Source organism: Streptomyces sp. NPDC029296, from assembly GCF_055569255.1.
Map to the genome: position 1 here is coordinate 1 of NZ_JBVHXT010000097.1, position 5406 is coordinate 5406.

Annotated in this window: 4 protein-coding genes; all 4 read right to left on the minus strand. The window is 71.7% G+C overall.

Annotation, left to right across the window (positions count from 1 at the left end):
- Window positions 1-95: 95 nt before the first annotated feature.
- Window positions 96-1085: a helix-turn-helix transcriptional regulator gene (locus ACZ4W9_RS40125; RefSeq protein WP_467944189.1), complete on the minus strand. Its 990-nt coding sequence runs from the start codon at window positions 1083-1085 to the stop codon at window positions 96-98.
- Window positions 1086-1240: 155 nt separating this feature from the next.
- Complete coding sequence (glgB, locus tag ACZ4W9_RS40130) at window positions 1241-3601, minus strand: 1,4-alpha-glucan branching enzyme (protein ID WP_467944190.1); 2361 nt, start codon at window positions 3599-3601, stop codon at window positions 1241-1243.
- A gap of 26 nt (window positions 3602-3627) precedes the next feature.
- Entirely contained in the window at window positions 3628-5013 is a 1386-nt protein-coding gene (locus tag ACZ4W9_RS40135) for a maltokinase N-terminal cap-like domain-containing protein (protein ID WP_467944191.1), read from the minus strand.
- A 90-nt stretch (window positions 5014-5103) separates the two neighbouring features.
- Window positions 5104-5406: alpha-glucosidase C-terminal domain-containing protein (locus ACZ4W9_RS40140; protein WP_467944192.1), on the minus strand; the 303-nt coding region annotated here is incomplete at its 5' end.

Here is a 5406-nt window from a genome sequence, read left to right on the forward strand (position 1 = left end):
CCCTTGGTGGGTGGTACCGCCCCCTCCGTCCCTCTGTTCCCCCCCCCCCCCCCCCCCCCCCCCCCCCCCCCCCCCCCCCGCCCTGCCGGCACCCGTCATTCCCAGTGGGCGTGCGCCGCACCGTTCTCCACGTCATCGGGGTGCACGATGAGGTCCGGAATGTCCAGGTGGCTCATCAGGGCCTTCGTATACACCTGGTGCTTTCGCCCCATGAACGTCGTGGGACAGGGAAACGTACCTGCCCTGATCATGCGGTAAGCGGAGGACGGGGGGATGCCCAGTACCTCGGCGGCGACCGGGAGGCCGACGAACGAGGGGTAGAGGTCCGAGGTGTAGTAGTAATGATTGCTGCCCGAGACGAACATGCGCGCGAGCATTGATTCCGTCGCGAGGTGGCGCGCGACGCCGGCGCGGCGGCCCGTTCGAATGTCGTCGTGGAATTCCCTGAGGATGTTCGGGTGCACGAACCTCTGCAGTTTGGCCCCATGGCACTCGCCTCGGATCTGCTCGGCGACGGCCGGGTCACGGTGGTCGGCGCCGTGGATGATCGCAGAGGCCCCGATCACGGACTCCGCCGGCGTCTCTTCGTGTGCCAGAAGCACCTGCGAGTCGCCGGCCGCGCTTTCCTTGTCGTGGACCTTCGCATACGCGTATGCCGCGTCGACCGCTGCTTTGATCATCAACGCCGGCACCTCGCTCGGAGCCACCCCCGTCGCCGTAGTGGCCCAAGTGGCGAGGGCGGCCGCGACCATTTCTGCCCGGATGTCCTCCAGCTCGGCGAAGAAGTCCCGCGCGATACTCCTGGATTTCTTCATCAGGAACGGGGTCAGGCAGTCCACAAGAGCCATCCGCCACTTGTCGTCACCGCGCATGTCGGACAGCCGTCCCATGGCCACCATGGAGTCCCACAGGCGTGACCTCGCCGACCGCGCCGCTCGCGCGACCACTGCCTTGGAGCGGAACTCGTCGTACGAGGGGTGGCGCTTGATTTCGCACTCTTGTGCATTGCCTACATGGACACAAACGGGTTCATTTTCGAAAGCGGTTCGAACGTGCTCCGTAACGCACTTGAAAGCATCTTGCATGATCTGTACTCCATACTCTGCCCTCGGCGTCAAGCAGAGTATGGGATCACTCAAGACCTTCTCATCCTATGAACCTATGATGATCGAAAATTGTGGAGCAGTGGCCTCTTTGGAGGGTGATGGTGATGGTGAGTGACAACATTTGACTGACCTCGCTACGCCGGCCGCAGCCACACGGTGGCCAGCGGGGGCAGGGTCAGCCGGAGGCTCGCGGGGCGGCCGTGCGCGCCCCGCGGCTCCGGCTTGACCGGGTCCGGGTGGGTCACGCCGCTGCCGCCGTACCGCGCCGCGTCGGTGTTCAGCACCTCCACCCACGCCGGGACATCTTCCGGCACCCCGACGAGGTAGTCGGAGCGGACCACCGGCGCCAGGTGACAGACCGCGAGCAGCGGGGTGCCGTCGGCGGCGCGGCGCAGGAACGCGAAGACGTTGTCGTCCGCCGCGTCCCCGGCGATCCACTCGAAGCCCGCCGGGTCGGTGTCCCGCTGCCACAGCGCCGGGGCCGCCCGGTACACCGTGTTCAGGTCCCGGACGAGGTCCCGCACGCCCCGGTGGTCCGCCGCCGCGCCGTATGCCGGATCCAGCAGCCACCAGTCCGGCCCGCGCGCCTCGGACCACTCGGCGCCCTGCGCGAACTCCTGCCCCATGAACAGCAGCTGCTTGCCGGGGTGGGCCCACATGAAGCCCAGGTAGGCGCGGTGGTTCGCGCGTTGCTGCCACCAGTCGCCCGGCATCTTCGACACCAGGGACCCCTTGCCGTGCACCACCTCGTCGTGGGAGATCGGCAGGACGTAGTTCTCGCTGTAGGCGTACACCATCGAGAACGTCATCTCGTGGTGGTGGTACCCGCGGTGCACGGGATCGTGGCTCATGTACTGGAGCGAGTCGTGCATCCAGCCCATGTTCCACTTCAGGCCGAAGCCGAGCCCGCCGAAGCCGCTCGGGCCCCTGTGGTGGGTGGGGCGGGTGACACCGTCCCAGGCCGTGGACTCCTCGGCGATGGTGACCACGCCCGGACAGCGCCGGTAGACGGTGGCGTTCATCTCCTGGAGGAAGGACACCGCGTCCAGGTTCTCCCGGCCGCCGTGCTCGTTGGGCGTCCACTGCCCGGAGTCCCGCGAGTAGTCCAGGTAGAGCATCGAGGCGACCGCGTCCACCCGCAGCCCGTCGATGTGGAACTCCTCGCACCAGTACACGGCGTTCGCCACCAGGAAGTTGCGCACCTCGCGCCGGCCGAGGTCGAACTCCAGCGTGCCCCAGTCCGGATGGGCGGCCCGCGCCGGGTCCTGGGGTTCGTACAGCGGCAGCCCGTCGAAGGCGGCCAGCGCCCACTCGTCGCGCGGGAAGTGCGCCGGCACCCAGTCCATCAGCACCCCGATGCCGGCCTGGTGCAGCCGGTCCACCAGGTACTTGAAGTCGTCGGGGGTGCCCAGGCGGGCCGTCGGGGCGTAGTACCCGGTGACCTGGTAGCCCCACGAGCCGCCGAAGGGGTGCTCGGCGACCGGCATCAGCTCCACGTGCGTGAAGCCCGTCTCCCGGACGTACGCCGTCAGCTCCCCGGCCAGCTCGCGGTACGACAGCCCGGGCCGCCAGGACGGCAGGTGAACCTCGTAGACGGAGAAGGGGGCCTCGTGCACCGGGGTGTCCGCGCGGTGCGCCAGCCACTCGGCGTCGCCCCACTCGTGGTGCGAGACGTCCACGACCGAGGAGGTCGCGGGCGGCACCTCGGTGCGGCGGGCCATCGGGTCGGCGCGCAGGGTGTGCGAACCGTCCGGGCGGGTGATCTCGAACTTGTACAGCTCCCCTTCCCCGATCCCCGGCACGAACAGCTCCCAGACCCCGGTGCCGCCCAGCGACCGCATCGGGAAGCCGGTGCCGTCCCAGAAGTTGAAGCCGCCGGTGACCCGGACGCCCCGCGCGTTCGGCGCCCACACCGCGAACCGGGTGCCGGTGACGCCCTGGTGGGTGAGGACGCGTGCGCCGAGCGCCTGCCACAGCTGCTCGTGCCGGCCCTCGCCGATCAGGTGCAGGTCCAGCTCGCCGAGGGCGGGCAGGAAGCGGTAGGGGTCCTCGGTCTCCAGGGCCGCGCCGTCGTACGTGACGAGCAGCCGGTAGCCGGGGACCTCGGCGAGCGGGAGCAGGCCGGAGAAGAAGCCGCCGCCGTCGTCGTGCAGGCGGGCGCGCAGCTCGCCGCAGTCCACGGTGACGGCCCGGGCGTACGGGCGGAAGACGCGGAAGGCGACCCCGCCGGGGACCCGGTGGGCGCCGAGGACGGTGTGCGGATCGTGGTGGGTGCCGTGCAGCAGCCGCTCGCGGTCGTCGGCGTCGAGGGCGGCGGAGACGGCGGAGACGACGGGGGCGGGGGTGGCCTCCAGCCCGGGCGGCGGCGACTGGGCGGGCACCTGCCGGGTGCGCGCCCGCGCTGCCTGGGGCTTCCCCCCGGCCGTGGTGTTCCCGGCTGTCTGGTTCCCGGCCGTGCCGGGGGTGTTCCCGGCGGCCGGCTTCTTGGACGTCACGAGTGAGTCTCCCGGACGAGAATCGGTCAGGTCGGATCGGACGCGGCGAGGCGGCGGATCGCCGACATCGGTACGGGCAGCCAGTCGGGCCGGTGCCGGGCCTCGTAGACGGCCTCGTAGACCGCCTTGTCGGTCTCGTAGGCCCGCAGCAGCACCGGATCGGTGCGCGGATCGCGGCCGGCGGCCTCCGCGTACCCGGAGCAGTAGGCCGCCCGGCAGGCGTGCGCCCAGTCCCGGGCGGGCGGGCGGACCGAGTGGGCCGCGTAGTCGAAGGAGCGGAGCATCCCGGCGACGTCCCGCACCGGCGGCTGCGGCATGCGCCGCTCCGCCAGCGGCCGGGCCGGCTCACCCTCGAAGTCGATCAGCGCCCACTCGCCGGTCGGCGCCCGCAGGCACTGCCCCAGGTGCAGATCGCCGTGCACCCGCTGGGCGGTCCAGGTGCGGCCCTCGGCGGCGAGGCCGGCGAGCGCCGTGTAGGCCGAGCGCAGCCCGGGCTCGTACGGCGTCAGGGCCGGCACCGCCCGCACGGCCGCCGCCAGCCGCTCGGTCATGCCGTCGACCAGCAGCTCCAGCTGGGTGCGGCCGAGGGTGACGGTGGGCAGGGCCCGGGCGAGCGCGGTGTGCACCTCGGCGGTGGCCCGGCCGAGCGCGTGCGCCTCCGCCGCGAAGTCCTCGCCCTTGGCCAGCTCGCGCAGCGCCAGCTCCCAGCCGTCGCCCGCCCCGCTGACATAGGGCTGGAGCACGGCGAGCACATACGGCTCCCCGCCCGGCTCGGCCCGCAGCCAGCCCGTCGGCGCGGGCACCCGGGGGCAGCCCTCGCGGGCCAGGGCGAGCGGCAGCTCCAGATCGGGGTTGACGCCGGGCACCACCCGGCGCAGCACCTTGAGGATGAACGTATCTCCGTAGACCACCGAGGAGTTGGACTGCTCGGCGGTCATCAGCCGGGCCACGAGGTTCGGCCGTATCTCCTGGCGCGCGTCGCGGTCGAAGCGCAGCACGCCGACCCGGGTCCGGCCGCGCAGGGCCTCCAGCAGCAGGTCGGCGGGCCGGGGGTCGTAGAGCGCGTCGTACACCGTGGACCCGGCGAGCGGACCCTCGGTGACGTGTCCGATCAGCGCGGGTGCCAGCCGGGGCGGCAGCGCCTCGCGCACGCCGACGAGGAGCTGGTAGCAGTCGCCGGGGTGTGTCTCCCCGCCCGGCGCGGACGGCTGGTGGACCCGCAGCAGCAGGTGGTACAGGCCCAGTCGGCCGCCGGGCGGCAGCAGTTCGGTGACGGCCACCGGGGTAAAGCCGGTGACCGGGCGCCCCTTGCCCGCGAACCAGCGCTGCCGGGGCAGCCAGGCGCGCAGCAGGGGATCGAGCGAGGCGAGGAGTGAACCTGTGGTGCCGGAGGGGGTGACCGTTGCCGCCATGGCGTCACGTCCTTTCCCCGGGGAGTCGTCGGGGTGTCACTGAGGAGTGCCCCGGGTGGGGCGGTGGAAACCGCCCCGCCGGGCCGCGGGTTACGCGGGTTCGCCGCGCAGCCGGAACCAGTAGAAGCCGTGCCCCGCGAGGGTGAGCAGATACGGCAGTTCGCCGATGGCCGGGAACCGCACCCCGCCGAACAGCTCGACGGGATGCCGCCCGCCGAACCGGCTGAGGTCCAGCTCCGTGGGCTGGGCGAAGCGGGAGAAGTTGTGCACGCACAGCACGAGGTCGTCCTCGTACTCGCGCAGGAAGGCGAGCACCGCCGGGTTGGAGGACGGCAGTTCGGTGTAGGAGCCGAGTCCGAAGGCGGGGTTCTGTTTGCGGATCTCGATCATCCG

What these genes read in the sequence shown, in the direction of transcription:
- ACZ4W9_RS40125 (WP_467944189.1), bottom strand. Translation starts at nt 1,085, where the DNA reads ATGCAAGATGCTTTCAAGTGCGTTACGGAGCACGTTCGAACCGCTTTC.
- ACZ4W9_RS40135 (WP_467944191.1), bottom strand. Translation starts at nt 5,013, where the DNA reads ATGGCGGCAACGGTCACCCCCTCCGGCACCACAGGTTCACTCCTCGCC.